21 protein-coding genes are annotated in these 25460 nt (G+C 38.5%); 1 reads left to right on the plus strand and 20 read right to left on the minus strand.

The genetic code is table 11. The features are described from left to right. Positions 1-873 precede the first annotated feature (873 nt). The 7 genes from allB to uraD form a co-directional block, all read right to left on the minus strand. Positions 874-2232, minus strand: coding sequence for an allantoinase AllB (gene allB, locus J2S08_RS09480; RefSeq protein WP_307228921.1), 1359 nt, complete (start codon positions 2230-2232; stop codon positions 874-876). Positions 2233-2254: 22 nt separating this feature from the next. Then, entirely contained in the window at positions 2255-2689 is a 435-nt protein-coding gene (locus J2S08_RS09485) for a Fur family transcriptional regulator (RefSeq protein ID WP_307228923.1), read from the minus strand. Positions 2690-2865: 176 nt separating this feature from the next. Beyond that, a complete protein-coding gene (katA, locus tag J2S08_RS09490) occupies positions 2866-4317 on the minus strand; it encodes a catalase KatA (RefSeq protein ID WP_307229191.1) in 1452 nt (483 codons plus the stop codon). Between the two features lie 174 nt (positions 4318-4491). Next, positions 4492-5013, minus strand: coding sequence for a thiol peroxidase (gene tpx, locus J2S08_RS09495; RefSeq protein ID WP_307228924.1), 522 nt, complete (start codon positions 5011-5013; stop codon positions 4492-4494). 36 nt (positions 5014-5049) lie between these two features. Next, the gene (gene uraH, locus J2S08_RS09500; protein ID WP_307228926.1) at positions 5050-5409 is read right to left on the minus strand and encodes a hydroxyisourate hydrolase; all 360 of its coding nucleotides are present in this window, start codon (positions 5407-5409) and stop codon (positions 5050-5052) included. Next, positions 5406-6386 carry a factor-independent urate hydroxylase gene (pucL, locus tag J2S08_RS09505; protein WP_307228928.1) on the minus strand — a complete coding sequence of 327 codons (981 nt, stop codon included), beginning with the start codon at positions 6384-6386 and terminating at the stop codon, positions 5406-5408. The genes uraH and pucL overlap by 4 nt, the downstream gene beginning before the upstream one ends. Positions 6387-6400: 14 nt before the next feature. Beyond that, positions 6401-6907 carry a 2-oxo-4-hydroxy-4-carboxy-5-ureidoimidazoline decarboxylase gene (uraD, locus tag J2S08_RS09510; protein ID WP_307228930.1) on the minus strand — a complete coding sequence of 169 codons (507 nt, stop codon included), beginning with the start codon at positions 6905-6907 and terminating at the stop codon, positions 6401-6403. A gap of 558 nt (positions 6908-7465) precedes the next feature. On the opposite strand from uraD, the gene J2S08_RS09515 reads away from it, so the two are divergent. Next, entirely contained in the window at positions 7466-8689 is a 1224-nt protein-coding gene (locus tag J2S08_RS09515) for a PucR family transcriptional regulator (protein ID WP_307228932.1), read from the plus strand. Positions 8690-8951: 262 nt separating this feature from the next. Here J2S08_RS09515 and J2S08_RS09520 read toward each other — a convergent pair whose 3' ends face one another. From J2S08_RS09520 to J2S08_RS09580, 13 genes are all read right to left on the minus strand, one after another. Continuing rightward, the gene (locus J2S08_RS09520; protein ID WP_307228934.1) at positions 8952-10226 is read right to left on the minus strand and encodes a PucR family transcriptional regulator; all 1275 of its coding nucleotides are present in this window, start codon (positions 10224-10226) and stop codon (positions 8952-8954) included. 80 nt (positions 10227-10306) lie between these two features. Beyond that, a complete protein-coding gene (locus J2S08_RS09525) occupies positions 10307-11641 on the minus strand; it encodes a nucleobase:cation symporter-2 family protein (protein ID WP_307228936.1) in 1335 nt (444 codons plus the stop codon). A gap of 185 nt (positions 11642-11826) precedes the next feature. Then, a complete protein-coding gene (locus J2S08_RS09530; protein ID WP_307228938.1) occupies positions 11827-13083 on the minus strand; it encodes an ArgE/DapE family deacylase in 1257 nt (418 codons plus the stop codon). Next, positions 13083-14357: an allantoate amidohydrolase gene (locus J2S08_RS09535; protein WP_370875660.1), complete on the minus strand. Its 1275-nt coding sequence runs from the start codon at positions 14355-14357 to the stop codon at positions 13083-13085. Before J2S08_RS09535 ends, J2S08_RS09530 begins: the two co-directional genes overlap by 1 nt. 762 nt (positions 14358-15119) lie before the next feature. After that, the gene (locus J2S08_RS09540) at positions 15120-15998 is read right to left on the minus strand and encodes a sugar phosphate isomerase/epimerase family protein (protein WP_307228942.1); all 879 of its coding nucleotides are present in this window, start codon (positions 15996-15998) and stop codon (positions 15120-15122) included. Between the two features lie 101 nt (positions 15999-16099). Next, a complete protein-coding gene (locus J2S08_RS09545) occupies positions 16100-17833 on the minus strand; it encodes a thiamine pyrophosphate-binding protein (RefSeq protein ID WP_307228944.1) in 1734 nt (577 codons plus the stop codon). After that, the gene (locus tag J2S08_RS09550; protein ID WP_307228946.1) at positions 17815-19284 is read right to left on the minus strand and encodes a four-carbon acid sugar kinase family protein; all 1470 of its coding nucleotides are present in this window, start codon (positions 19282-19284) and stop codon (positions 17815-17817) included. The genes J2S08_RS09545 and J2S08_RS09550 overlap by 19 nt, the downstream gene beginning before the upstream one ends. A gap of 51 nt (positions 19285-19335) precedes the next feature. Continuing rightward, entirely contained in the window at positions 19336-20283 is a 948-nt protein-coding gene (locus tag J2S08_RS09555) for a transketolase family protein (RefSeq protein WP_307228948.1), read from the minus strand. Position 20284: 1 nt separating this feature from the next. Beyond that, positions 20285-21109 (minus strand): transketolase, encoded by an 825-nt coding sequence (locus tag J2S08_RS09560; protein WP_307228949.1) that lies wholly within the window; start codon positions 21107-21109, stop codon positions 20285-20287. 213 nt (positions 21110-21322) lie between these two features. After that, positions 21323-22081 carry an IclR family transcriptional regulator gene (locus J2S08_RS09565; RefSeq protein ID WP_307228951.1) on the minus strand — a complete coding sequence of 253 codons (759 nt, stop codon included), beginning with the start codon at positions 22079-22081 and terminating at the stop codon, positions 21323-21325. A 399-nt stretch (positions 22082-22480) separates the two neighbouring features. Further along, positions 22481-23272: a M15 family metallopeptidase gene (locus J2S08_RS09570; RefSeq protein ID WP_307228953.1), complete on the minus strand. Its 792-nt coding sequence runs from the start codon at positions 23270-23272 to the stop codon at positions 22481-22483. A gap of 323 nt (positions 23273-23595) precedes the next feature. Then, positions 23596-24297: a purine-nucleoside phosphorylase gene (deoD, locus tag J2S08_RS09575; protein ID WP_307228955.1), complete on the minus strand. Its 702-nt coding sequence runs from the start codon at positions 24295-24297 to the stop codon at positions 23596-23598. 106 nt (positions 24298-24403) lie between these two features. After that, positions 24404-24640: a YozE family protein gene (locus J2S08_RS09580; protein ID WP_307228956.1), complete on the minus strand. Its 237-nt coding sequence runs from the start codon at positions 24638-24640 to the stop codon at positions 24404-24406. Between the last annotated feature and the right edge of the window lie 820 nt (positions 24641-25460).

The raw sequence follows: 25460 nt of genomic DNA on the forward strand, positions 1-25460 counted from the left end.
CTTGGTAAATATAGATAGCTAACAAAAGTATCTAGTTCCCAAGAAGCTCCCACTTCAATCAGACCGCAAGGTCGATAAGTGGTGAGTAGTTCACGTAATATGTAGTAAGAATATAGGATACAACAAATAATTGGAAGTTTACTCCAATTAAAACTGCAAGTAGGAGTTCTCAACCTCAAGAGTTATAAGCATCAAGCACACAGAAATAAGAAAAGTTTCTTGAATAAATACCAGTTTCCAACTTCAAGCTTATTTAATAGGAAGTTGATCTTTTGTATTTCATTATCCAAAGCAATGAAAATGGGTGTATAAGTTTTTATGTCAAAAATCCCCCGATTATGCCAGGATCAGAATGAGCATACATTCTGTCCAAAATGAAAGGAGGACTTGCCATATCGTATGAAACAATATAATCTTCTATGAAAGCAATAAATATCTGTTCAATAGAACTTTCTTCTGATGCCTATTCACGATAAAACTTCTATCAGTGGGGGTTTTCTCTCATCCCCCACTGATGGAAGTAGAACAAAGGCTAAGGTCGCAACGTCCTCAAAAAGGAAAACGCTTTTCTTCGTGCGATGTATCGCTGCCGAAGCTTTCCTTGTCCTGTTGCAACGCCTTTGTTACCGACATTCTATCGGCCCGAACCAATCGGACATTTGACTTCCAGTTATAGCCTTCTTCGATTCCTCTTACTACCCGGGGTGGGGGGCTTACTGTTAGTTAGATGTGGGATAAATGTTTTTGTGAAAGAAATTATTTTTCATATTTATATATGAACATCCCTCCCCCCTCCTCTCTTATAAATCTTTATCTACTTCGAAGAATGCGTTATATCATGATTTGTTTTTTCAAGTAAAGCATTTTACGATTCTATGGCATTATTTCTTGTTTGTCATTTATCATCATTCTTCCATTTTTAAAAATTACTTTTCCTTTTACAATGGTAGTAACATTTCTACCTCTAAACTTTTTCCCGATATAAGGAGAATGCGGATGGCGATAAAAAAGCTCCTTTTCACTTAGACGATAGCATTGTTTAAGATTTAATATTGCCAGATCAGCATCACTGCCAACAGCAATATCTCCCTTAAAAGGGTATAACCCAAATCGTTTAGCTGGATTGGTAGAGGTTGCTTCCACAATTCTTTGCAGTGGAATATTTCGTTTCCAATACCCTTCTTCTAATAATATAGACAACGTTGTCTGTGCACCGGAAATACCTCCCCATACTTTGAACATGTCGCCGTCTGAAACTTGCTTTAACTCAGGAGGAGCTGGAGAATGATCAGAGCCGATCATATCAATTTCGCCATTGGCAAATGATGTCCATAAAGCTTCTACTTCATCTCCATTTCTTAATGGAGGGGCACATTTGGCAACAGCCCCGATTTTTGAAAAATCAGCCGAGGTCAAGGAGAGATAATGTGGACATGTTTCTACGGTTACATTAACCCCTTTTCGTTTCGCCTCTGTTACTAATGAAACAACTTTACTGCTGCTTGCATGGACAATATGGAGTTTACAGCCGGTTGTTTCGGCGTAAGAAAGAATTCTGTTAACCGCTTCCATTTCTGAAATAATCGGTCGTGATTCACAGTAATCAAAAGCAGATGTTTGTTTAAAATAGCGTTTTCTTTCTGCCAATTTTTCTGTAATAACTGTACTTTCAGCATGCACTGCCAACAACGAACCTAGGCTTGCAATTATCTCCATTCCGTTATACAGGGCTGTATCTTCAATATGCTGAAATGCTTCTATTCCACTTGGAGACATAAACGCTTTAAAACCAATCGCACCACATCGATGCAATTCTTCTACATCATTCAAATTATGAGGAATTAATCCTCCCCATAGTCTAAAATCTATTACTGATTTTCGTTTCGCTAATGTTTCTTTCAAACGAAAAGCTTGCTTATTAATAGTTGGAGGGAAACTGTTCAAAGGCATATCAAAATATGTTGTCACTCCACCTGCAGCTAAACTCATGCTGCCAGTTGAGATTCCTTCCCACTCTGTACGTCCAGGTTCATTTAAATGCACATGAGAATCAATGATTCCAGGAATGATATGGAGACCTATTGCATCTATTTCTGTATGGCCTGTTTCTAGTAAAGAATCACATTTAGATATTGCCCCTATTTTATGATCTTTAATAGCGATATCACCTTGAAAGATAGACTTAGATGTTACAATCGTTCCGTTTCGTACTATTATGTCGTAAATCGACATTTCTTCACTCCCCTTTAACATTCTAATGTTCATGTTCTTTACAATCAGAACAGGTGCCATAAATCTCAAAAAGATGGCGGTTCACTTGAAATCCGGTTAATCTCTCTACATATACCTCTATTTCTTTTAATTCAGGGTAATGAAAGTCAAGCATTTTCCCGCAAGTGCTGCAAACAATATGGTAATGAAAATCTGATGCCCACTCAAAGCGGCTGGAAGCTTCTCCATATGTCCACTCATTGATAATCCCGTACTTTTTAAAACACTTTAAATTATTATAAATAGTGCCATTTGTTATGTTTGAAAACTTATTGGATAGAGATTTGTAAATCTCATCTGCAGTAGGATGCGAATCTGTGTTAGCTAAATATTCTAGTATTGCCAGACGCTGTGGTGTCATTCTCATCCCTTTTCGTTTTAAAAGAGCGATACCTTCCTTAATACGGCATTCATTCATTTTACACCTCATTAATTATGTAATAAACTTCAATTGTAGAAAGGACCATCATAAAAGATGATCCTCTCTAAAGTATCAAAGTAATTTAATATTTTAATTAAAGAGAATAATTTGAGAATAAACGAGAATTCGTACTTCATCCTTTCATCACGTCAAGGTTTACCTATAGGAATATCTTACACTTCTTGTGGTACAGATAAGCCGAGACCATCAGCAACACGTTTTCCATACTCTCGATCCGCTTTATAGAAATGTTGAATTTGGCGAAGTTTGATTTCTTCTTTTTCTACTGGTTTCATTGCATTCACAATATTATTTACGAGACGCACTCTTTCTTCATCATTTAAAAGACGGTATAAGTCACCAGCTTGTGTGTAATGGTCACTATGATCATAAGGAGCGCTTTCTGCTATGCCTGACACTGGATAGGCCGCTTGCTTGTCTTCATATGATTCTACCGGACCACTGAAGCTGTTTGGTTCATAGTATACAGAACCGCCGCCATTATCATCAAAACGCATGGAGCCATCACGCTGATAATGATTCACTTCTACCTTCGCACGATTAATAGGCAGCATTTGGTGATTAGCTCCGACTCGATAACGATGTGCATCATGGTAAGCAAATAGACGGCCTTGCAGCATTTTATCTGGTGATACATCGATACCAGGTACAAGCGTTCCGGGTGAGAACGTAGCTTGTTCTACCTCAACAAAATAGTTTTCAGGGTTTCTATTTAATACCATCCGACCTACTTCAATTAACGGATAGTCTTTTTGAGACCACACTTTAGTAACATCAAATGGATCAAATCGATACGTATTAGCATCTTCCAGCGGCATAATTTGAACACACAATTTCCATGATGGATAATCACCATTTTCAATTGCATAAAACAAATCCTCTGTATGGTAATCTGGGTTTTCACTAGCAAGACGGCCAGCTACATCAACAGCAAGATTTTTAATGCCTTGTTCCGTTTTAAAGTGATATTTAATCCATACCCCTTGACCATCAGCATTCGTCCATTTAAAAGTATGACTCCCAAATCCATGCATGTGGCGAAATGTAGCAGGGATGCCGCGATCAGACATTAAAATGGTCACCTGATGTAATGATTCGGGTGATAAAGACCAGAAATCCCAGACAGCTGTAGGGTTTTTCAAATGCGTTTTAGGATCTCTCTTTTGTGTATGAATGAAATCCGGAAACTTGATGGCATCACGAATAAAGAATACTGGAGTGTTGTTCCCTACTAAATCATAATTGCCCTCTTCCGTGTAGAACTTGACTGCAAAACCTCGGGGGTCGCGTACTGTATCGGCAGAGCCAAGTTCGCCAGCTACTGTAGAGAACCGAATAAAGACAGGTGTACGTTTTCCAACTTTTGATAAAAAATTTGCTTTCGTATATTTAGTGACATCATTTGTTACTTCAAAATATCCATGCGCTCCAGCACCTTTAGCATGAACAACACGCTCTGGGACTCGTTCTCGATTAAAATGAGCTAATTTTTCTAAAAGATGAACATCCTGAATTAACGTTGGACCACGAGAACCAGCTGTCATGGAGTTCTGGTTATCGCCGACAGGGGCCCCCCAGCTAGTAGTTAGCTTTTTCTTATTTATACTCATTGAATCACCTCATTCAAATTTGTAATATAATTGATTCCTCAAAGTTCATTATGCCAATTTAGATTAGCTCTTTCAGCTATTAATTCTGCAGTTTTATTCAATTGTTCTGGATAAGGATCACCATTTAAAAGAATTAGCTTCTTTAATGAGCTTTGGATTCGTGTTAGATCACGAACGCGCATATTTTACTGCTTCCAATGCTGCCTCATAATTTGGATGGTCGGTCACCTCAGGTACGTATTCTACATAAACAACAGTATCTTCTGAATCAATCACAAATAATGCACGGCATTCTAAACGGTGTTCTTTTATATAAGTTCCAAAAGCTTTTCCGAACGACATATTGAGATGATCGGAAAGAGTTAGCACAGAATGAACTCCAGCTGCACCGCACCATCTACTTTGTGCAAAAGGAAGATCTGCACTAATTGCCAAAATTTCTACATTATTTCCTAGACGGACTGCCTCCTCATTAAATGCGCGCGTTTGTGCGTCACAAACACCAGTATCCAATGAAGGAACCACACTGATAAGACGAATTTTCCCTTTAGAATCTGCAAGCGTTACTTTAGAACGATCATTTGCCAAAACCTCAAAATTCGGTGCTTTATCGCCAACTTTGATTTCAGGTCCAATAAGTGTAACGGGATTTCCTCCTAATTTCACTATTCCAATTCGCTCTTTCATCATATACTTCCCTCCTTGTATATCATCTGCTATATCTTTTTAACTTCCTCGATAAGTACTATATCCACCTGGAGCTACAAGTAATGGTACGTGATAGTGCGCCTCTGAATCGACAATATTGAAACGAATCGGAACCGTGTCAAGAAACGAAGAGGTGGACAAACTGCCATGCTCCTTTCGGAAGTAGTCAGCAACATAAAACACAAGTTCATATTTTCCTGCTTTGAACGTATGATCTGAAAGAAGGGGTAAATCAACCCTTCCATCACTATTTGTGTGTACAATTCCAATGAATGTACGAGTGTTCTCTGCTACTAAGTACCATAGTTCTACTTTAAGGCCCTTAGCCGGAATTCCCTTTATTAAATCTAGTACATGAGTAGTTAAGCGTCCTTTCATACTTTTGTCGTATATGCAGCATTAGCGGCTGCATTCCTCTCTTTTTTAAGATCTTCACGTGTCACAATTAATTTTTGGAAACCATAAGGGGGACGCGGCTCTGTAAACACTTGGCCTTTGGATTTCGGTATCATTTCAACGATCGTTTCCCAAGTTCGATTATTAGACTCAAATTCTACATCAGCAAGTTGTGGAAAACGCTCAAGGATGCGAAGGCCAATCTGATAGATTAACTGTTGAATAGAACGATTTTCTAATTGATGAAAGACGGATTGAGCGATATCCCGAACTTGTTCGGCTGCTACATAGCGTAAAGGATCGATTCCCATTGCGTCCGTTACATCGTTATATCTCCATGCAATGTTAAGATAAATAAATAACGGACGATCCTTCGCTTCTGGAAGAGTAGTATATTCATCCTGAATATAACCGTAGAACGAGCTTCCGCTAACTTTAATTAACTGCAAATCAGAAATACCGCTGCTTTGCTTTATTATTTCAGTGCCATTCTCTGTCCTAGCTACTTCTACAGTCGTTATACCGTACTCATTGCGTGAACGACGATAAACAAGTTCACTTTCACTTAAACCTGATTCTTTTGCAACTTGTACGGAATCAAATGTAATTTCATCGCATTTGATCTCTACTGCATCTATATGAGAGTAAGTTTCAAGAAAGCGTTCACAAACGAACGTTAGAAAACCTTCCATTGTCGAACCTTCATATTGGCCAGCGTGTTGCAGCATAAAGTTTTTCATAGAATCTGTAGCCACGACTAGGCTATTATCTCCTTTAGTGAAAGAAGTTAAAAAGGCATCACCCTTGAGAGAAATATTGGCATTCATACCAAAAATAACATTATTACGTCCAGTAAAACCAGATTCTGGAATCTCCTTTACACCATATAGTGGTTGTGCATACGTACGAAAAACATAAACATCACCTTTTCCATAATACATCGTTCTTGTCGTACCCATCATAGTAAACCTCCCTATTCATTTATTAAATCGTATAAGCGAAAGCATGCAATTTTATAAATTTGGCATAATGCTTCTAACAACTCCGTTTCAGGAGAAAGCTGCAATCTTTCCTGTATTGATTCCCGTATTGAATCCTTATTTTGTCCCCTTACAGCCATAATGAATGGAAAACCAAACTTCTCTGTGTATGCCTTGTTAAGGGTTAAAAAATCTTCGTACTCCTCTTCAGTAAGCTGATCAAGACTAGCATCGGACTGTTCTTTTATTGAAGCATTTGCCATTTGAACACGTGAAGCCAAGTCTGGGTGGGCCCGAAGTAAAGCAAGCTTTTTTTCCATAGTCGCTTCGTTTACGACACTTTTCATTACATGATGAAGGCAAGAGACACGAAAAAATGGCCGTTTCGCCCATGCTCTCTCCGCAATCCATGGCGAGTGTTCAAAAATCCAACCAAGTGCCTCAGTAAAAGATTTTCGGTCCATTTGATTAATCATTTCTAGACTCAATTTCTTATTCATCCATTAATCAATCCTTTCTCATTGCAATCATTCAACCTATTTACCAACTCCTTTCATATGAGGAAAAGAAGATTGATTTCATTGTAATATTCAGCATATCATCAGTCATTAGACAATCAGGACAATTCGATGATTACTTGATTGTGCACAGCGCATAATCAAGCAAAGTTCATCTATCAATAGGAGTTATTTTCTTACGCTAATATAAAGGATCTCAAGCTAAGAACGCAACGTCCTGTTGCAACACTTGAGTGACCTACGTCCTGTAGGCCCGATCTCAAGCTAAGAACGCAACGTCCTCGAAAAAGAAGTGCGCTTTTTCTTCGTGCGATGTCTTGCTGCCGAAGCTTTCCTTGTCCTGTTGCAACACTTGAGTGACCTACGTCCTGTAGGCCCGATCTCAAGCTAAGAACGCAGCGTCCTCGAAAAAGAAGTACGCTTTTTCTTCGTGCGATGTCTTGCTGCCTGTTAGATGTGGGATAAGTTTTTTTAAAAAAACTGATATAATGTTATTAATGAAACAATTTGTTGAATGTTCTGAAAGGAGTGTGATAGGGGATGAATTTTACATTAGCGGAAGCACTCCAAGTTGCGCCGTTGAATCGCTGCAAGGTAGTGGCGGGCAACAAAGGACTTGTAAACAGAATTCATTCTGTCAACAGCTTTGATGCTCCCGATGTGATGCCATGGCTAAAACAAGGAGAATTAGTCTTTACAACTGGGTATGTTATTAAAAATGATCCAGCTGCCCAAGTTGAACTAGTCTGTGAAATGGCAAAACGACAATGCGCTGGACTTGCCATCCAAATGAAACGCTTCATGCCAGAACTGCCAAAGGCTATGTTAAAAGCAGCCAATGAATGGAACTTGCCCCTAATCGAAATCCCGAATGACCTTTCATTGCCTGATTTGCTGCTTTCGTTCATGCGCGAACTCATGACTCATGAGAAAAAGCATAAAGAACAGGAAAAGAAAAATGTATTCCTATCCCGGCTTCTTCATGGTGAATTACACGGCAAAGATGCAATTCTCGCACAAGGGAGAGAATTTGGGATGATGCCTGAGTGTGGATATATTTGTTTATTTGTTTCCTTCTCATCATCAGTACTTGACAACCAACGCAATATGCCGATAGATCGTTTATTGAAGATGATTAACTTGCCAAACAAAAATACGAATATCTTTTGGTTAACTATAGGTCTTGATAAATCCACAATCATTCTTCAGTCAACAGAACATCAAAAAAAAGACGATTTGCATTCATTGGCTCTTCAACTTGCAAGAAATCTTGTTGAATCATGCCCGAAGCAGCCAATGTCTTGCGAATACTTAACGATTGGAATTGGAACAGGATATAACGATGTTCAGAAGATTAGTACAAGCTTTCAGCAAGCCCGAAATGCGGTGAATATAGGCTGCAGATTAAATCCTTCAGCAAGCGAGCATAAGATTTACGATTATGTTGATATTGAGTCGTATGCTATCTTGCAGCATGTTCCTACTGATCTTTTGTCGCACTGCTTGTCTCATACACTTGCTCCATTACTTCAATACGACAAGGAGAATCAGGCCGATTTGATCAAAACACTTGAGGTGTACCTATCTTGCTGCGGGCGTTCCTCCGAAGCTGCACGTATCTTAGGTGTACACCGAAATACGATTCACTTTCGAATTGATAGAATCAAAGACCTCTTAGGGAAAGAGTTAAACGATGGAGAAACAGTTTTTCGTCTTCAAATGGCGCTGCGTATTTATCGCTTGTCAACTGTTCCATCGCAATGATTAGACTGCAGATTTCTTTTGTGAAACATCTTTGATAAAGTGAAACTTCCATCAGTGGGGGTTTTCTCTTATCCCCCACTGATAAGAAGTAGAACAAAGGCTAAGATCGCAACGTCCTGTTGCAACGCCTTTGTGACCGACATCCTGTCGGCCCACCAATCGGACATTTGACTTTCAGTTATCCCCCACCTAGACTACTTGATTCCCCTCTTACTCTTGAGGTGGGGGTCTTACTGCCAGTTAGATGTGGGATAAATTTATCCTAGCCTTCTTTTAACATATCTAGTATAGGTTCAGCGAATCGTGATGAAACACCTAAAAGTCTAGAGGCGCACATGCCTAATTGGAGTCGAAATGACACGTTTCCATCTGCTAAACTTATGCCTAGCAATTCTTCAATTCGGGCAATTCGAAATTTTACTGTGTTTCTGTGTACAAACAGAATACGAGCAGCATCGCCTAGTTTTCCTCCACAATACAAGTAAATTTCTAATGTTTGAAAAAGTTCTGTACCATTCTCCTCATCATATATAATCAATTTTTCTACCGTTGCTGTGAAATACCGGTTTAACTCACGATCAGGCAAGTGCTGCAACAATGCTTCAGGTTCAAGTGCTGTGTATTCATGAATTGCTCCGTTCCCACCTGAAGTCACCCGGCATCCTAAATAAACAGCCTCTTTCGCTTCTTGAAAACTTGTATGAATGTCTCGAACATCTGATTGTCGTGTTCCTATCCCAATTGATATCGTTTTCTTTTCATTATGTTTGGCAAAGCTTTTTACTAACATGCAAGCAGCCTTTCTCGCTTTTTCGGAGACGGGATGAAACATATCATTTATTCTGTAGTCCTGTACGATGATCACAAAATCATCTAATTGCTCCCCGATTAGTTTTACATGAAGAGCATTTCCCACCTCATTCATTGCTTTGAATAATATGCTTTTATCAATTGATAAGGATTTTCTCTTTTTACTAGCATTTTCGTAAATATACAAAACTACATATTCACATCCAGTCAATATTCCATACTCATGACCTTGCGATAAAACGGCAGTCTCGTTGGCAAGCTCTCCCCGAAGAAGTCTAGAAATGAAGTCCCTTCGTCGTACTTGTTCATTAAAGATGCTTTCACTTTTAAGAATTTCACGAGTTACTGCAAATAACATATCTGATAGAAGCCGTTCGTACGGAATTTCGAGAATCGGAAAACCTAATCGATTTGCCTCTTGAATCATCGGTTCTGGAATAGTAGAAAGAAAGCGTTTCACCTTAATAGCTAAGCCTGCACAGTCTCGTTCAGCCAGATCCTGAATGAGCTTGATTTGGGTTTCTGAATCATCTTTAAAAATATAACCGGTTGTAAGCAGCAGATCGCCTCGTTTTAACCAAGATATATCTGGGCTATCCATAATGCTAACTGAACGAATACTACTATTGAGTCCACGCTTGCCAGCTACAATCTTGCAGCAATCAAGTATGTTTAATGCCTTTTTTACTGTGAAGTGCATATAACTGCCTCCATTTTCATTTATCATGAACAACTTCTCTTTAATATCGAGAAGCCTCCCTTATAATAAATAGAATCTTCCTAATGTTAAGTTAATTATAAACAAACTTATACTTCAAGATGAGTATTAACAGCTCCTGAATGGGTAGTATCAGACTTGTTTGCTATTCCCTGCAATTCTACTTTTCGATTTAGCATCATATTTAATATCAAAAGTACAAGCGTTCCCATCACAACCCCATTTCCAAAAATTAAACGAATGGTTTCTGGAAAATGTGCAAAAGCTGCTGGTACACTTTTTACAGCCAAACCAACTCCAACACCTACTGCAATGATCAATTGGTTTGTCGTTTGTGATAAATCAGATTTAGCGATCATTCTAAGTGCAGCGGAAATGAGCATACCAAACATTGGGATCATTGCTCCACCAAGAACCGGTGCCGGTATCATCGTTGTAAGTGCTGCGACTTTAGGAACTAAACCTAAGAAAATTAATATCATTCCTGATGCTGCCACAACGTATCTGCTTTTTACCTTCGTAAGGAACACAAGTCCAACGTTCTGTGAAAACGTAGAATGATTAAAGGAATTAAATATACCACTAACCATTGAACCAATACCTTCAGCGCGCAATCCTTTTTTTATATCATTTGCTGTAATTTTTCGATCACAAAATTCTCCTAATGCTAGAAAAACACCTACACTTTCAATCGCAATAATAAAAGAGATGATACACATTGTTATAATGGAAGAGAGGTGAAAACTAGGAAGCCCGAAATAAAAAGGGGTGACAGCATTAAACCAATCTGCTTTACTTAACCCTGATATATCAACCATCCCTATGAAACCCGCAACTATTGTTCCAATGACCATCGCTATAAGGATTGAAATTGTTTTCAAAAATCCTTTAAAAAATGTGTTGATGATAAGGAAACAAATCAATGTAAATATTGCGATTAACAAATTATGCGGGTCGCCAAAGCTAGAGGAACCATCTCCTCCCGCTGCATTCTTCATTGCAACCGGCATTAGAGACACACCGATAATGAGTATAATAGACCCTGTAACAAGTGGCGGGAAGTACTTTACAAGTCTTCCTATAAACTTGGCAATCAAGGCGATAAACAAACCTGATGCAATAACCGCTCCAAATACGCCTGTTATACTATAAATTTTCCCAATCGCTATAATAGGCTCTACAACAATAAACGAAATGGCCATTAAGGCGGGTAGCCCAATCCCAATTTGCTTTCCGCCTATCACTTGAATTAAGGTAACAAATCCGCATGTTAATAAATCAAATGAAATAAGATAAACAAGCTGCTGCTGCGTTAGACCAATAGCTGGAGCAATGATAAGGGGGACTGCAACAGCACCGCCGTACATCACAAATACATGTTGAAAGCCTAACATAATCGTTTTCCATAAACTTAATTTTTCCAATGGTACCCCTCCTTGATTTTACAAAACAATGTGAAGCTTCTCTTGGAGTCATTGACCATTTTTATTACCTTCTGTGCTTAAACTTCACATAAGTGATTGACAGGCTTGTCTTGATTTCTCTGTATGGCGAGTTCTATCCCCATAACCTTATCTAAAAAATATTCAAGTTGTATCGAGTTAAAATGTTAGCTTAAAAGATCATAAAGAGCTAAGGCGATAACTTTCGTTGACTTTAGAAGATCATCAATTTTCACATGTTCATCTGCGCGATGCCCGTTCGCTTCTAATAATGTTCGTGGTCCAGCTCCAAATAACACGATCGGAACTCCAGCTTCGGCAAACAATCGAGCATCAGTATATAGTGGCGACCCTTTGATAGGCAAATCTTCGTTTACTTCCATTATTTCTTTCCAATTAGAAGAAATAGCTTGAACTAACGAGGATTGTGCTGGTGTTGGGCCGAAGCTATTCGCCAATAAGATGCGATTGACCTCTGCTTGCACCCCGTCGTATTTCTCAACAGCACTAGCAACACAATTGCGCAATTGCTTTTCAACAAGTTCTCCATTTTCTTCTGGAATCAACCTTCGATCCAATCGAATCACACACTCATCTGGTACAACATTCGTATTTATGCCTCCAGAAATTAATCCTACCGTTAAATTTGGTGTATCAATTCCCGGGACTTTAGATTGAATAGTACTTAGTGTGTCCCGGTATTTATAAATAGCACTTAGTACTTCAGTCATTGCTTCAATAGCATCATGGCCATGTTGAGGTTCGGCCGCATGCGCCGATTTTCCTTTTAGTTTAACTTCTAAATGAAGACAACCATTATGTGCATTCACTAGAGAATATGTAAACCCCGGATAAATCGCCATATCAGGATGAATGAATTTCCTCTCAAGCAGCCACTTTGGCCCTACTTCTCCACCTGTTTCTTCATCAAATGTAAAAGCAAACGATATTTTTCCTTTCAGTTTACTTTGAAATTGCCGCAAGGCTAAAGCTGCGAATGTATAAGAAGCAATATCTGACTTTGAGACAGCTGCCCCGCGTCCATAAAGCTTTCCATCCACAATATTTCCACCATATGGATCTTGTGTCCAACCAAGCCCAGGAGGAACAACATCACCGTGTGCAGTTAATGTAATTTCAGGACCTTCACCATTGCCAAAGGTGGAAAAACCAACGACATTGGATACTTGAATCATTCCTGCTGCCTTAACCAATTCTTCTTCTACCTCATATAAAACGACATCTTCAAATTGAAATTCTCGGAGGCGTTTGCCAATATGTTCGGCAATTTTTTGTGTATCTCCCGGTGGATTATCTGAAGGGATGGAAACCAGTTCTTGCAAAAATCCAATTAGTTCTTCTTTATGATCTTCAATATATTTGATAAGTTGCTGCTTTTCTGCGTTTATCGTTTTTGTATCCATCAAAATCGCTCCTTTACAGTCGTATGATAATTAGAAATTTTCAATACAGTATCTAACAAGACTTGTGCACCGATACCAAGATCATCAAGTATCACATGTTCATCGGGATGATGACTAATGCCTTTTTCACACCGAACGAAAATCATTCCGATCTTCGTTACATCGGCCATTGCCATAGCGTCATGTCCTGCACCGCTTACAAGGTGTATTGGGCGCATCCCGTTTTCTTGAATAGCTGATTCAATTGCTGCGGAAATTTCTTCACAACAATACACTGGAGGTGCTTCCATTACTTTCTCAACATGGTACGTCAGTCCACGTCGAGTACAAATCTCTTCACACGTTTGGAAAATGGCTTGTATCACTTCTTTTATTCGGTACTGATTTGTATCGCGAATATCTATTGTTCCTAATACTTCACCTGGAATAACATTGCTGCTTCCGGGCTTCACAGACAGTTTTCCAACTGTTGCTACGAGAGGAGCATGATTCTTTACCAACTTTTCTATTGCCAGTATGATTTCAGCTGCACCAACAAGTGCGTCTTTTCTTAACGCCGCCGGTACCGTTCCAGCATGGCCAGCAAAACCTTCTACTTTAAATGAATATCTCGATAGACCGGCAATTCCAGTTGCGATACCACAGGCTATCCCCTCTTTTTCAAGGATGGGGCCTTGTTCAATATGAAGTTCAATATATCCAAAAACATCTTTTGGTTCTTTTGCCGCTTCTTGATATTCTAATGGATTTAGCCCTAATTGTTTGATGGCGGCTGCTACAGTAATACCCTGTTCATCTGTTGCCTCTAAATCTCGTTCCGTTAGTGTTCCGGCAATCGCTTTACTTCCAAGAAATGTAGAATGGAATCTAACTCCCTCTTCATCACAAAATGCAACCACTTCTATTGGATTTTCTAAAATAATGCCATTTTCAAAAAGAATCGCAATCACTTCTATCCCTGCAACGATACCTAACATACCATCATACTTACCACCTTCAATGACAGTATCTAAATGTGAGCCGATCATTAGAACAGGAGAATGTGAATTTTTCCCTTCATAGCGTCCAATAAGATTATTAAGGTTATCTCTTCGAACCGTCATTCCAGCTTCGAGCATCCATTTTTCCACCATTTTTTGAGCCAATTGAAATTCATTCGTAAATGACAACCTTGTTACACCAATAGTCGGTTCAGAACAGGTTGATAGTTTATAAATTCGTTCAGCAATTCGATGTGAATTCACTATCTGAATAGGTTTCCCCACATTTTTCATCCCCCTTTTTTTACTTAAAACTAACATGAAAGTAGATGCTTTTTTATGAAAATAAAGTGAAACTTCCATCAGTGGGGGTTTTCTCTTATCCCCCACTGATAAAAAATAGAACAAAGTCTAAGATCGCAACGTCCTGTTGCAACGCCTTTGTGACCGACATCCTCGAAAAAGAAGAACACTTTTTCTTCGTGCGATGCTGATTCAAGGAGCTTTCCTTATCCTGTCGGCCCGAACGAATCGGACATTTGACTTTCAGTTATCCCCCACCTAGCGCTTCTGATTCCTCTTACTCCCCGAGGTGGGGGTCTTACTGCCAGTTAGATGTGGGATAAAATAAATCAACGGTTTCACTTTTGGTCATTATCGACACCAAGATTCTAACTGATTATTAAAAACTCAATCTGGATCAAACGAATCTTCCTCTGTGTTTTTGTCTCTCAACCCTCTCTATGGAGAATCAAAAGCCAAGAACGCAACATTCTGCTGCAACGATCTATTTGCGATGCTGATTCATTTCAAGTGACATGTGGGAGTTAGGGAAAAATGCTTATTTCCCACTCCCTGTCTCATCTCCAAAATAATGATATGGGAAAAGATGGTGTCATTAACATGTGAACAAGAAATCTCATTTCATCGATGTTGTATGGAGATTACTTTTTTAATATTGTCACTTCTGTAAAAGTGAATATAATATGAAGGAAATTACCCTCGGATGACCCTTGCCCAAATTGTGGAAAAGGCCATTTTTCAAAACATTTAACATTAGTAAACTGCAACCTTTAAACGATTCCATGCTTCTATGAGCGTACGTTTTGATTGAGCGATAATAACATCAGACGATTCATTTCCTAATGGTTTTACTTCAAATGCCACTACATTACTGCTGCCCTCGCCAATGTAGCCAATTTCCAAAAGGATTCTTAAATACTCCGCTAATTCCTCTACATCATTCTCACTTCCTGGATAGCCGAAGCGAGGATGCTGATCGCCAAAAGCAGGGTCTGAAGGATCTTTAATATAACAATTTCCAATATGTGCATGATTCATGTAATCTCGCGCAATTGTTAAAGCCTCTTTTGATGTTTCTCTTTGCATTGGCAAGTGGCTTAAATCTAGCATTAATCCAAAAGTAGGATCGATCTTCCTTACTTCCTTGGCCACTTCCACTGCCAGCCTATTCGATCCAATTAAACATTTTTTATCTGTTTCATCGTCAAATGTTTCTAGTGAAAGCACAATATCCCCTTTGCTTTTAGCATATTGACATAGTTCTTTAAGCGAATTTGCAAGGATTTGTAATGCTTGATCTTCATTTTTGGCTGGTTTTGGCCCACTTAGCAATCCTAGTTTTGATGCATTCACCTCATAAGCCTGATCAATAGCCTCCTTTACAAGATTAATAGCAAATTGGCGTTCTTCCGTATCAAATGAGTTTAAATTTGCTTTTTTACTTAATATAATAGGTTGTGCGCCAAAACCAATCGTCATTCCACCAGATTCCAACAAACTTGAAACTTTTTCTCTTTCAGCTTCATCATTTACACTTGTAATTTCAATTGCTGAGAAAAAGTCATCGGTAACAATCTTTTTTACAGTATCTGTAATCCTTCCGTCTCCTTTCATCGTTTCTGGATACGCCATAAAATGTACAATTCCAACCTGCATATAATAATGTAGATCTGTTTTCATAGAGTACCGGAAATGAATCCCGGTTCGCCTCCCTTCCTTATCTCCCTTATTTTTTAATGGTCGGTATAGTCAAAGCCTGTCAATGTTCCATCATGTGAAAACCCACAAACAGCACGTGGATCAACTACGACTTCAATTAAGTACGGTTTTCCACTTTCCATAGCACGCTTCAGAGCTGGTTTAATTTGCTCAAAATGTGTTACAAGCTCTCCACGCACCCCCATTCCTTCAGCTGTTTTAACAAAGTCAATTCCACGCTCTTCATTGTTGCAAAGTTCATTTTTGTAAATAAGATCAGTAGAAATATCACGCTCGCCATAGAACCAATTTTGTTGTTGACGGATTAAACCATATAATGAATTATTCATACAGAACACAATAACTGGAATATGATGTTTAGCAGCTGTAGCTAGATCCTGCAGCGACATGCCTAAGCTTCCGTCGCCTACAATATTGACACTTTGCCGTTCTGGAAAGGCTAGCTTTGCTGCCATTGCTGCCCCAAGTCCCCATCCCATCGTACCTGCACCGCCAGTTATTAAATAAGAGCGCGGCGTATAGGTTTCAAATAGTTGGCAAGACCATATTTGACTAATACCACAGTCATGTGAAACAAATGCATCTTTATCTAAAAATTCCCTCAATTCCTGCAGTGCTCGTTGTGGTTTAATTGGAAGGTCTTCATAATCTGTTTTGCGTGCATATTTTGCTCTTTCTTCTGTTAGGTCTAGTTTCGCACCAACTTCTGCTGTCACAGCTACACCTGAACCAAGTTTTTTATAGCTTTCTCTTAATCTAATCATGAATGATTTTACATCGGATATAACGCCATGTTCCGTTGTGACTACTTTGCCAATTTCTTTGTTATCGATGTTAACGTGAATTATTTTCGCATCATGTTTAAAAATTTCTACATTGCCTGTGCTGCGGTCAGCGAAACGGCCGCCAAGGTTGATGATAAGATCGGACTCTAAGATTGTTTTGTTGCCATATGGTGTATCAAGCATTGTTCCCATACGTCCAGCAAATAATGGATGATCATTAGGGAATGTATCAATACCCATACACGTTGTAACAACAGGTATTTGAAGAGTTTCAGCTAGTGCTTTTAATTCTGCGGTTGAATTTGAAAGATTTACTCCACCTCCTGAAATGAATACTGGTTTTTTCGCATTTTTTAAGTACTCAAGCGTTTTTTCGATATCTGCATCAGTCGCTTCTGGTAATTGTTCAGGTTCACTAAGAGCGATCAATTCATCTAAGTCTACTTCTATTTCTACTTTTTGTTGATCTAATGGAAGATCAATTAAAATTGGACCTTTTTTTCCTTTTGTTGCTGTTTCCCAAGCTTGATGAATTAATTCTGCTGCTTTTGACCCGTCTGTTAATTGGAAAGCGGCTTTTGTTACTGGCTTAGCCATGTCCACAATCGGAGCTTCCTGGAATTGCATTGTACCGATTAGTGAAGATTTTTGCTGACCTGTGAAAGCAATCATTGGGATAGAATCCATCCAAGCTCCGTAGAGCCCAGTCAAAAAGTTTGTTCCGCCAGGTCCAGATGTTGCTGCGCAAATTCCTACTTTTCCTGTTGCTCTTGAGTACCCATCGGCCATGAATGCCCCGGTTTGTTCATGACGTACAACATAAGACTGAATATTCGTTCGTTCACGAACCGCGTCATAGAATGGCAGAATCGCTGCCCCCGGAACACCATAAATATGCTCTACACCTCTTTTTTGTAAATATATAGCGATTGCTTCAGCTGCTGTCATTTTTTGTTTTGCCACGATGATCTCCCCTTTTCATTAGTAAGTGAAAGTAGTTTGGTGAAAATATCGGTTAACGTATTTCTGTTACCAACATTCCCAGGAAAAACGATATACGGAATGCCTCTAAAACGGGATTCCTTTCCTGTTAGTAAAACAGGCACACCGGCAGCTGCTTGACCTAAGATTTTTGCTTTTTTAATTTCCAAGGCTTTCGTAGCGATATCGCTGGAAGTAATGCCGCCCTTGGCCATAATAAATTTTGGCGTCGCTGTTAAAGAGCGTACGACATCTACAAGTATGCTAGAAATCGTTTGACTATAATGTAGGTTCTCGAGTTTATTTGCGGTCTTTATCACCTTCCGACTCGTGTAAATAACAGTATCTTCGCCACTTAAAATGTATTGCCTTAACAATTCACATACTCTTCTGAATTCCCCTTGCCTTTTTAATGGATTTAATATTTTTTCGATATTCACTTCAATAGATCTAACATGTAATTGCGAAAATAAATCGGTTAGTTGGTTTGTGGTTTTTTTCGTATGAGACCCGACAATAAGCAAACCTCCATATTGCCCTCCATTACTTTTTGCAACCAATTTAGAAGCAGTTAAAAATTGTTTGTTTTCTATTCCTCCAATTGACTTTACGAAAGAGGCGGCTGTTCGAAACAAAAAGCGTTTTCCATGACTGATAGCTTGTAAGACGGCTAAAGAAACAACATCCAAATCATCATAGTTTGCAGCATTAACGACAATTGGCTGATTCTTTTTTGCTGATAATAAAATCGTTCGTACTTTATCTATTCCACCTTGGCGAATATCATTTATTGAAATGGTTAACACATCTTTAGCTTGGTATACTCCAGCTGTTTTTTCCGCCACCCATTTTGGCAAATTTGCAGTCGAAAATCCAAAGACTGCATCATTGGCGAATTCCGTTTCATTTACTGGTACAAACGTGTTTTCCTCAAACAAATAATGTGTGTTATCTAATGTATATCTTTTTCCTTCAAAAAAAGCTGGTATGATAAGGTGTCCAGCAATTTCCCAATTCGATTTTTCTGCTAATGTTTTTTCAATAACAGAAATTTCTAATGGGTAATGGCCTCTCAAGGTTGAATCACTTCGACTAATAATCGAAAAGTCGATATGGAGTTCTTTGCAGATTTCTACGATATTACGAATAATTTCCTGATTGATTTTTTCGGTCCGTTCAGGTGCATAACTTCTCGTGTTTGTTAATATATAAAGGACATTCCGATCATCTGATAGTCCTTCTCGAATCCATTCCTTTTCCCAGCTTGTTATCACATAAACATCATGAACAGTTTGCACTCCTGTTGGATCGTCATCTAAAACGATGAATTTATGATTACTTTGTTTAAGGTGATTTAAAATGTCTTCTCTTCGTTGAGACCCTTCAGTTGTTGTGATCAACTTTTCATACATCGATTGTAATGTCTTATTCACGATTCATCCTCCCTTCACGGTTCATTTCAAGTTAATCCCGTTCACCCAAAATTACTTTACGAAAGCAATATCGAGAAGTTCTTCCACTGCGGCTGCGATTCTTGATGCTCTAAGTTCGAAGAAATCCAATAATTCAGGCATTTTCCCTGAAACACCAAATCGGTCGTTTGTACCGATTCTTTTTAATCTAACTGGCTGATGTTCCGCTAAAACCTCAGCAACTGCACTTCCCAGTCCGCCGATAATCGAGTGCTCCTCAACTGTGACTACACATTTCGTTTTGGCAGCCGATTGTACGACAGAGCCGATGTCAATTGGTTTAATAGTATGAACATGAATCACTTCGGCTTTAATTCCTTTTTGCGCTAGTTGTTTAGCAGCTTTGAATGTTTCATCCAACATGATACCTGTGCTGATGAGTGTAACATCGGTGCCATCGCGATATTTTATTGCTTTCCCAATCTCAAAATGGTCTTTTTGTGTTGTAACGATAGGAACAGGGAGTTTGCCTACACGCAAGTATACTGGCCCTTCAAAGTGATAGGCTGCTTCTACTGCTTTCTCCATTTCTAGCGAGTCAGCTGGTACGATTACTGTCATTCTTGGCAGTGAACGCATTAAGGAAATATCCTCAAGCGGCAAGTGAGTGGCTCCCTCTTGAGCTGCGGAAGTGCCTGCATTATGACCGATAATTTTTACGTTTTTATTGGAGTAGCAAACCGAAATCCGCATCTGATCATAGGCTCGTCCTGTAAGGAAGTTCGCATAGGCATTTGCAAAAGGAATTTTTCCAGCAATGGCCAATCCCGCCGCTGTTCCCACTAGATCACATTCTGAAATTCCAATGTTAAAAAATCGATTCGGAAAATGATCATTAAAGTAATTTGTCATATTTGATTTCGCACAATCTGCATCTAATACAACAATATTTTGATGCTGCTTTCCAAGCCGAATAAGTGCCTCGCTAAATCCTTCACGTGGTGCTTTTAGCTCTGTCATATTAAACCAACTCCTTCAACGCCAAGTCTAATTCCTTATCATTTGGTGCTAAACCATGCCACTTATGTGTATCCTCCATGAATGAGATGCCTTTTCCCTTTACAGTATGGGCTAAAATAGCGGTTGGTTTCCCTTTTGTACGCTTAGCTTCTTTGAACGCCTCATCAACTTCAATTAAGTTATGGCCATTCATTTCAATGACATGCCAGCCAAATGCTCTCCATTTTGCAGGAAAATCTTTCATTCCTTTTATGTTTTCTACAAAATCATCCAATTGAATTTTGTTCCAATCGATAATAGCGCATACGTTATCTAAATTGTAGTGTGCAGTTGTCATCGCGGCTTCCCACACTTGCCCTTCTTGGGACTCGCCATCACCAATCATGACATAAGCATGTCTTGATTTTCCGTCTAACTTTGCTGCTAGAGCAACTCCATTGGCTACCGACAAACCTTGTCCAAGCGACCCCGATGATATATCAACCCCCGGAATATGTTCACCACAAGGGTGGCCATGCAAGCGGCCATCGACATCCCTGAATGTCATCAGCTCTTCTATAGGGAAAAAACCTTTCTCCGCTAACACTGAATAGTATACTGGGGTACAGTGTCCTTTTGATAAGAAAAAACAATCGCGATTTTCCCAGTCTGGATTTTTTGGATCAACATTTAAGTGTTCAAAGAAGAGGACTGTCATTAATTCTGTTGCCGACAATGAGCCGCCTGGATGACCACTGCCTGCATGATGTGTCATCCTGATAATGTGGCGGCGAATTCTTTTTGCTAGAACTTGCAATTCTTTTTTCTTCTCCTCTGTTAACGCCATTTAATCCTTCCTTTCTGTTGCTTATTAAGAAACAACGTTTCAATATAGTGATAAAAAAATATCGTTGCATATTATACAACGTCGTTTCGTTTAAATTGTTTAAAAAAATAATAACATTCGAAACTTTTCCTTGCAAGCATTTTTTATAAATTTTCTAACTATTCAATACTAAAAAGGCATGATCTCGCTGATCATGCCTTTAAAATTTTTTTATTAATCTGCTTTTTTATATCCTAATCGTTCGGATACTTTTCTGCATACAGCTATTAACTCGTCTTTCAAAGTGTTGATTATAGCATCGCTCATTCTCATTGATGGCCCAGAAATACTTATTGCTGCAACAACCTCGCCACTATGGTTAAAAATCGGAGCAGCTACACACTTTATTCCAATTTCATTTTCTTCTTTTTCAATCCCATAACCTTTATTTTTTATTTCTGCTAAATTTTTAAACAAATCTTCCTTATTTGTAATTGTATTTTCGGTATGCTTCGGCAAACCCATTTGTTCGATAATGTTTAAAACCTCTTCTTTTGGCAAATAAGCAAGTATTGTCTTCCCGGCACTTGTACAGTGCATTGGTACACGTTTTCCTACTTGGGAATGCATGCGCAAAGTTTCATTTCCTTCTAATTTTTCAATATACACTGCCTCTTTTTGAGAATAGATCACTAAATGTATCACCTCGTTTGTCTTCTCTTCCAATTGTCTTAAAAAAGGCATCGCTTCTTTCCGAATATCAATAGAATCCAGCAATTTTGCACTTAATTCCAAATATTGATATCCAAGTCGATACTTTTTTGTCTCCAAATCTTGTTCAATAAACCCATGCTTCATTAACGTAGCCAAAATACGGAAAACGGAACTTTTATTCAGGTCTATTTTGTTGGCCAGCTCTGTTACTCCAAAACCATCTTTTCGAGAGCTTACAAGTTTTATAATTGTTAATGCTCTATCAATTGATTTAATCATATTTTTTCACCTAGCTATTCTATGCATTTTGACCTTTACATATATTTTTTCTTTTAAACTTACTCTCTATTCCTTCAATAGAACCACCTTATTGCAACGATTTTTTAAAAATACTACGTTGCTTACTAAGAAACAATGTTTCCTTTACATGATTGTAGCAAGGTTTTAAGCAGTTTTCAATCATTTCTGTAAAATCACATTTCGAATAGTCATATTTATTTGATTAGATTTATCATTTATTTATCTTACTTACGAACCACTAATGCTTTAAGATTTAGATTGAAAAGAATGAAAAAAGATTCATGCAATTTGTTTTAAACGAGGTAAAAGTTAACATAAGAATACGCAAAAAAAGATGAGCAATTGCTCATCTCTCATTTTCGTGGTATCCAGCATGTATTAAATTTTCTTCACATGATTAAAAAATTCTTCTAACGTCCAATCTTTCTCATACATCATTTTTGCAGCATCTTCTCCTACATAACGAAAATGCCATGGTTCATATTGATACTGTGTTATACCTTCTTTTTCCTTTGGATAGCGGAGAATAAATCCAAATCGGTGAGCATTCTCGCACAGCCATATTCCTTCAGCTTGCAATCCAAAGTTTTCTGTTAGCAAATAGCCTTCACTTTCACTGCTAATATCCATAGCTAATCCTGATTGATGTTCACTCGTTCCTGGAATAGCTACAGCTTGTTCAGCCTTTTCCTTGCCAACACGATTGATTTCTGCTGCCAAAACCGCCTTTTGACGATCATAAGAACGGTATCCGGAAACTGCATAAAGAATCACACCTTCCTCCTTTGCAGCAGCAAACATATTTTCTAATGCTTCGGCTGCCTCTCTGCGCATGTAGCTTTTTTCAACATCCTCATCACCAAAAGAAAATGCAACATTTGGACGAACTAAATCATTCGGAGCATAGTCGGCTGGCAAATAAAATTCCTTATTCATTAAAGAAAGGATATTCTCTGGATTCAAAATCACTTTTTTTCCGTCGACCTCATTGATTTCATTAAAATATGCGGCTTCCAATACTAAATCGTCCTGAGCGGCATCCTCTTTCTCTTTCTTTACTTCTTTCGGTGGATTTTCCTTTTTGGCTGTATTTTTTTCTCCTTGTGCTTCATTTAAACTACAGGCACAAAGCAAGCATAATGCAGCAGTGACCGATATTAGTCGTTTCATTCAACCCTTCACCTTTTCCCTTTAAAATGCGTGTTCATTGCTTTATCACATAGCACAATCCTAAAGGATAGAGAACATGTAAAGTTGCAATGATGAAACCCTCCATTTCATTGAAAATCTACCTTTCCAATGAAAAGTGTACCAAAAAATCCAGAGATTGTGGTAAAAAAAATGAATTGAAAAAGTTCAAACAATTAACCTCTTTTTTTAAGTATAGGTCTCTCTCCGCAAAAGTCCTGTATTGAACATTTACAATGTCATCATATAATAAGAATAAAAAAGCGAGCAGACGACTGTTATCGTCCACTCGCTATTTAACTTTTTTATTTGATAGCAGCTTCTAGAGAAACTTCTATCATGTCATGAAAAGTGGTCTGCCTTTCAAACGAAGTTGTTTCTTCCCCAGTTAGAATATGATCGCTCACTGTCAATACGGAAAGTGCTTTGCGGCCAAATTTAGCAGCTAATGTATAAAGTGCTGCCGTTTCCATTTCAATTGCTAAAATGCCGTATCTCGCCCATTTTTCATGTTCTGCATTTTCATTATAAAACGAATCGGCTGTAAATACATTTCCAACCTTTAGATTCAAACCCTTTTCTAGACCAGAATCATATGCTTTTTTCAAAAGCTCAAAGTTCGCTGTCGGCGCATAGTCCACACCACCAAAAGTCAAGCGGTTCATTTGCGAATCTGTAGAAGCACTCATAGCAAGTATAACATCTCTTACTTTTACATCTTTTTGAATTGCGCCGCAAGTGCCTACTCTAATCAAGCGCTGCACATGATAGCTTTCCATCAATTCATGAATATAGATAGAAATCGATGGCACCCCCATACCCGTTCCTTGAACAGAAATGCGATTGCCTTTGTATGTACCTGTAAAACCAAACATATTGCGAACTTCATTGTAGCATGTTACATTTTCGAGAAATGTTTTCGCTATATATTTTGCACGTAAAGGGTCTCCAGGAAGCAGCACCGTTTCCGCAATTTCATTTTCTTTTGCACCAATATGAATACTCATATAAATCCTCCCATTTACATCAACTTCTATTCTATCACCAGTTTAAGACTTTCCAAACAAGCTTGCAAGCGATCGTTGAAACTTCAAACATACTTTTAAAAATGCATCATCGCGTTCGTTGTTTCACAACCTCACTCAGATATTTTTCCCATGCTTCATCAAAAATGACCATACTAGCTAAATAGTCCCCATTTAATTCTAGATATTGACTAATTTCATGATAGTCGGACGAATGTTTTGGAAAACTGTGATCGTCATGGGCTGCATTGGCAAACTTTGTTATGTCATCAACTTCTTTTGGATCTCTATGGGTCATGAGAAATTGGTAAAATGATTTGCTCAATATGATCACATCCTTTATATTTAGTCTCTTCTATTGTTACAAATATTCACAAACAAGCATACAGAAACAGTTTATAAACACCCATCAAAATGATTGTGAAGATAACTAGTCCAAACTCACTCTTCATCCTAATTGGATTTGTATTATAATGCAACTACTTTTTTGCCTTAAACAAGACTAAAATGTATCTTTACTTGCAGCTTCACGAAATGTTTCTATGGTCTTCATGATAAGACAATTGATGATTAGAAAAGAGAATTAAAAACGTTCACTTCATTGCTTGTAGGATCCCCTATAAACCAATCTAGGCTTCCACCTAGTCATCCCTCTCAGTCCGTTATATAGATTTAACACTTTCTGATCTTTCGATTCCTTTATCATATAAGAATTTTGTAAGAAGTTCGTTAGAAAAAAAGCATATTTCATTGTTTAAAATAAAGTGAAACTTCCATCAGTGGGGGTTTTCTTTTATCCCCCATACAAAGGATCTCAAGCTAAAAGCGCGACGTCCTCGAAAAAGGAAACCGCTTTTTCTTCGTGCGATGTATCACTGCCGAAGCTTTCCTTGTCCTGTCGCAACGCTTGAGTGACCTACGTCCTGTAGGCCCAAACCAATCGGACATTTGACTTTCAGTTATCTCCCACCTAGCGCTTCTGATTCCTCTTACTTCCCGAGGTGGGGGTCTTACTGCCAGTTAGATGTGGGATAAAGTGAAATTACGTTGGCAGGGATTCAAATTTTCGTTAGAACAAGTCCCAAGCTAAGCGCAACTGCTTTGAAAAAAAATTGGCTGATGGGGATGAATCTTTATCTTGGAAG

Origin of the sequence: Bacillus chungangensis (assembly GCF_030812995.1) — a bacterium.
GTDB classification, from domain to species: domain Bacteria; phylum Bacillota; class Bacilli; order Bacillales; family Bacillaceae_C; genus Bacillus_CF; species Bacillus_CF chungangensis.

What these genes read in the sequence shown, in the direction of transcription:
- allB (WP_307228921.1), bottom strand. Translation starts at nt 2,232, where the DNA reads ATGTCGATTTACGACATAATAGTACGAAACGGAACGATTGTAACATCT.
- J2S08_RS09485 (WP_307228923.1), bottom strand. Translation starts at nt 2,689, where the DNA reads ATGAATGAATGCCGTATTAAGGAAGGTATCGCTCTTTTAAAACGAAAA.
- tpx (WP_307228924.1), bottom strand. Translation starts at nt 5,013, where the DNA reads ATGATGAAAGAGCGAATTGGAATAGTGAAATTAGGAGGAAATCCCGTT.
- uraH (WP_307228926.1), bottom strand. Translation starts at nt 5,409, where the DNA reads ATGAAAGGACGCTTAACTACTCATGTACTAGATTTAATAAAGGGAATT.
- pucL (WP_307228928.1), bottom strand. Translation starts at nt 6,386, where the DNA reads ATGGGTACGACAAGAACGATGTATTATGGAAAAGGTGATGTTTATGTT.
- uraD (WP_307228930.1), bottom strand. Translation starts at nt 6,907, where the DNA reads ATGAATAAGAAATTGAGTCTAGAAATGATTAATCAAATGGACCGAAAA.
- J2S08_RS09515 (WP_307228932.1), top strand. Translation starts at nt 7,466, where the DNA reads ATGAATTTTACATTAGCGGAAGCACTCCAAGTTGCGCCGTTGAATCGC.
- J2S08_RS09520 (WP_307228934.1), bottom strand. Translation starts at nt 10,226, where the DNA reads ATGATAAATGAAAATGGAGGCAGTTATATGCACTTCACAGTAAAAAAG.
- J2S08_RS09530 (WP_307228938.1), bottom strand. Translation starts at nt 13,083, where the DNA reads ATGGATACAAAAACGATAAACGCAGAAAAGCAGCAACTTATCAAATAT.
- J2S08_RS09535 (WP_370875660.1), bottom strand. Translation starts at nt 14,357, where the DNA reads ATGAAAAATGTGGGGAAACCTATTCAGATAGTGAATTCACATCGAATT.
- J2S08_RS09540 (WP_307228942.1), bottom strand. Translation starts at nt 15,998, where the DNA reads ATGGCGTATCCAGAAACGATGAAAGGAGACGGAAGGATTACAGATACT.
- J2S08_RS09555 (WP_307228948.1), bottom strand. Translation starts at nt 20,283, where the DNA reads ATGACAGAGCTAAAAGCACCACGTGAAGGATTTAGCGAGGCACTTATT.
- J2S08_RS09560 (WP_307228949.1), bottom strand. Translation starts at nt 21,109, where the DNA reads ATGGCGTTAACAGAGGAGAAGAAAAAAGAATTGCAAGTTCTAGCAAAA.
- J2S08_RS09565 (WP_307228951.1), bottom strand. Translation starts at nt 22,081, where the DNA reads ATGATTAAATCAATTGATAGAGCATTAACAATTATAAAACTTGTAAGC.
- J2S08_RS09570 (WP_307228953.1), bottom strand. Translation starts at nt 23,272, where the DNA reads ATGAAACGACTAATATCGGTCACTGCTGCATTATGCTTGCTTTGTGCC.
- deoD (WP_307228955.1), bottom strand. Translation starts at nt 24,297, where the DNA reads ATGAGTATTCATATTGGTGCAAAAGAAAATGAAATTGCGGAAACGGTG.